Origin of the sequence: Photobacterium chitinilyticum (assembly GCF_004104355.1) — a bacterium.
In the GTDB taxonomy this organism is placed as follows: domain Bacteria; phylum Pseudomonadota; class Gammaproteobacteria; order Enterobacterales; family Vibrionaceae; genus Photobacterium; species Photobacterium chitinilyticum.
In genome coordinates this window covers 1-3098 of the sequence record NZ_RJLM01000037.1, presented here as the reverse complement: position 1 = coordinate 3098, position 3098 = coordinate 1, and the positions used below count along the sequence as shown (strand labels likewise).

Annotated in this window: 4 protein-coding genes; 1 reads left to right on the top strand and 3 read right to left on the bottom strand. The window is 39.8% G+C overall.

Annotated features, from left to right (window positions below; translation table 11 throughout):
- Positions 1-475 precede the first annotated feature (475 nt).
- Positions 476-1228, top strand: a complete 753-nt coding sequence (locus tag EDI28_RS25445; protein WP_128786644.1) for a BRO-N domain-containing protein — start codon at positions 476-478, stop codon at positions 1226-1228.
- Positions 1229-1379: 151 nt separating this feature from the next.
- Here the strand turns inward: EDI28_RS25445 and EDI28_RS25435 are convergent, their stop codons facing one another.
- From EDI28_RS25435 to EDI28_RS25425, 3 genes are read right to left on the bottom strand one after another with little or no spacing between them, the layout of a single operon-like run.
- The gene (locus tag EDI28_RS25435; protein ID WP_233353512.1) at positions 1380-2255 is read right to left on the bottom strand and encodes a BRO-like protein; all 876 of its coding nucleotides are present in this window, start codon (positions 2253-2255) and stop codon (positions 1380-1382) included.
- A 48-nt stretch (positions 2256-2303) separates the two neighbouring features.
- Positions 2304-2591 (bottom strand): type II toxin-antitoxin system RelE/ParE family toxin, encoded by a 288-nt coding sequence (locus EDI28_RS25430; protein ID WP_128786643.1) that lies wholly within the window; start codon positions 2589-2591, stop codon positions 2304-2306.
- Positions 2588-2869, bottom strand: a complete 282-nt coding sequence (locus tag EDI28_RS25425; RefSeq protein ID WP_128786642.1) for a type II toxin-antitoxin system Phd/YefM family antitoxin — start codon at positions 2867-2869, stop codon at positions 2588-2590. The genes EDI28_RS25430 and EDI28_RS25425 overlap by 4 nt, the downstream gene beginning before the upstream one ends.
- Positions 2870-3098 lie beyond the last annotated feature (229 nt).

Sequence of the window (3098 nt, the reverse complement as noted above, 5' to 3'; positions counted from 1 at the left end):
TCTGCTAATTGCGATTTACTTTCAACTATTTGAGCCAAACCAACTTGCATGACAACCTGATACGGAGAAGCTTGGCTGCTGCACCAGACCAATAGTCAAAGAAATTCGCCAGCACTTTCACAGCTGAGCAACGTTGTAATTCGGTGTTGCATTGCCAGAATCAAAGCAAAGGCAGCAAAGAAAGCAACAACCTGTTTAACTCAGGACTTTCAGGCAGCCTTTCGACAAACGAATGGCCAAAGAAATCGTGGAAATGAGTGATGAACTATCTACCATTGAAAATCTTGGCTCTAGGTGCATAACGCCTGCAATAAAGTGTGCCCCACTGAACTAGCAAAACGCACCAAACTCCAGACCAAAACCGCCGAGTGTAACGCATCACCTTGATTGCCTTGTTATAAGCAGCATCCCACTTTGATATGCGCGCATTTGATATGCTACATTAGCCAAAATTAATGTAAGGAGAGTTGTTATTGTGAACCTATCTGAAATGGTACTTTCGTACAATAGTGAAGCTGGACAAGCTACAGTTAGAACTCAACAAATTAATGGTGAGCTATACTTTTCTCTTTTCGATGTGACTCTAGCAATCTCACAAGAAAACCGAGTTTTAGCACCTGAACTACCAAGTAAAAGACTCATTGGTCTTTTAAAAGCCCATGCAACTCACTTGATGCAAGACGAGATATATACACCTCTTAACCTGCCTGACAATATTGATGAACCTCATCGTGAAAGTTATGTGACAAGAGCAGGACTATTTAGAGTTATTTTACAAGACAAAAGTCCCGCATGTCGTAAATTTCAGAAATGGGTACTTGACGATGTCTTACCATCCATCACCGAAACTGGACAATACCAAGCACCAACTAAGTCAGATGATTCAGATATTGTCGCCCTGACAAAACTATTCCTCAAGGGGATGCAAGATAGAGAAAAGGTTGAAGCTGAGATAAAATCTGACGTCTCTGGATTAAAAAATAGAGTTGGATGCATAGAAAACACTAATAGTTCACTCGTTTACTATTCAGTTAAAAATTACCCAGAAACCATGAATTTACCAGATAATGTAATGTATGAAATATTTTCTTGGTGTATCCAAATCAGTTCCGGAGATGACTCAATCAAAATACCGTCTGATGATAAATACGATAAGGCTTTTAAATCTTGCATCATCGATGAAGCACTAAAAATTTGGCAAGATAATAAAATTAAAGCAGTAAAATAACCAATACTGAGGCCCTTTCTAAAATGTCAGGGCTTCTGCTTATAACGCCTGCAATAAGGTGTGCCCCACCGATCCAACAAAGCACACCGAACTTCATACCAAAACCGCCGAGTGTAACGCATCACCTTGATTGCTTTGTTATAAAAAATTATCACAGAACTCTACGGCTGGCTTCTTCTATAACTTTAGAATGAAACCTCGTATTTAAACGCTCACCAGAAGGACACTTGATTGTACGTTCGCCCTCTGTAATTGAGATGTGCTCACACCAAGTAACAATGGCAAATTGAACTTCGGAAGTAGCTAATGGTTGCTTGTCTTTACACCAATCTGCGACTGTCATTATATGCTTGCTATTTATATTACCCATCTCTAGTTCTTGAACGCGACTCTTGACCTCTGAAACGTCACCCTTAACTTCAGAAACGTCGTTCTTTACATTTTTAACCTCAACTTTAATCATTTCTTGGTCAGCGATAGTGTCAGCTATTGCCCTCGCATTTTGTGCTACGACTTCAGCCAGCTGTGCTTTCGGGGATACATGAGTTGAAAGTGGAGGTGGATAGACACCAAATTTTTGGAGTGAAGGAACTACTTTATGGTAAAGCCATCGTTGAAAGTTTTTTCCTGCCTGGGATTTATCAGAGCCCATAACACGATTTAAACCTGGTTGAGTAATGAATATTTCGTCTTCGCCATTAAAGGCTGCACTTTCCACATCAACTGGAATTCGAATATATTCATCATCATCTAAGTCTTTAACTTGCGATTTAATAAGACTAGGGATATGTTTTGAAGGAAATCTCTCATCTATTTCCTTATTTTCTCTTGTCAATGTCACAAACACATCACGAAGTGAAATATATAGAATTTCGTCTACGTAACAAGTCCTGATATCGTTAATTCCAGAATCACCCTCGTAGCACAAATTCATCAACTGACTATCCATCGTATCTCCTATATCATTTTTTATAACGCCTACAATAAGGTGTGCCACGTTGAACCAACCAAGCGCACCGAACTTCATACCAAAACTGCCGAGTGTAATGCATCACCTTGATTGTTTTGTTATAACTCAAATATCATCAGGTGTTAAAAGTTGGCGACAATTACGTACAGTTAAGATTTGTACGTCCAATGTGACTTTGTAGATAATCCGATAGTAACCAAAAATTATCTCACGATAATGACCATGGGAAAGCTCAGGAACTATACGGCCCATTTCAGGTTGAGAACCAATAGCTTCAGCTTTATCGAAAACATCGTTTACCCACTTTTCAGCCGCAGGTGGATTATCTAGTGAAATGAACTCTGCGATTTGGCTTAACTTTTCAAGAGCTAGTGGTGACCATACAACATTCATTTCTTGATACGCCCCAATACTTGAGCGCGAGCATCTACATTAGATACACCTAAACCACTTGCAAGTTGAGCTTCAGCTTTTTGAATTTCTTCTAGTAACTCAATTTTTTCCTGCATTGCCTCATATTCAGCAACATCAAGGACGACAGCTACACCTTTGCCTCTCTGAGTTATAACTAATGGACGACGAGTTTCATTGATCTGGCGAATATAAGAAGCAACACCTGCACGGAACTCAGATAACGGTTGTATGTCTTGATCGAAACGGATACGACTCATGTTGCACCTTTAGTTGTACTTAATTTTGTACCACCAATTGTAGTCTAAGCTAAAGGTATGAGCAAGATTCAAGAATGAGTTATAACGCCTGGGATAAGGTGCGCCACGACCAACTCACCAAACCCACTGAACTCCGAACCAAAACCGCCGAGTCAAACAAGTCACCTTGATACCTTTGTTATGCAACTCCATCCATTAATACGATCATACTTGGCCGAAAATCTTTCCA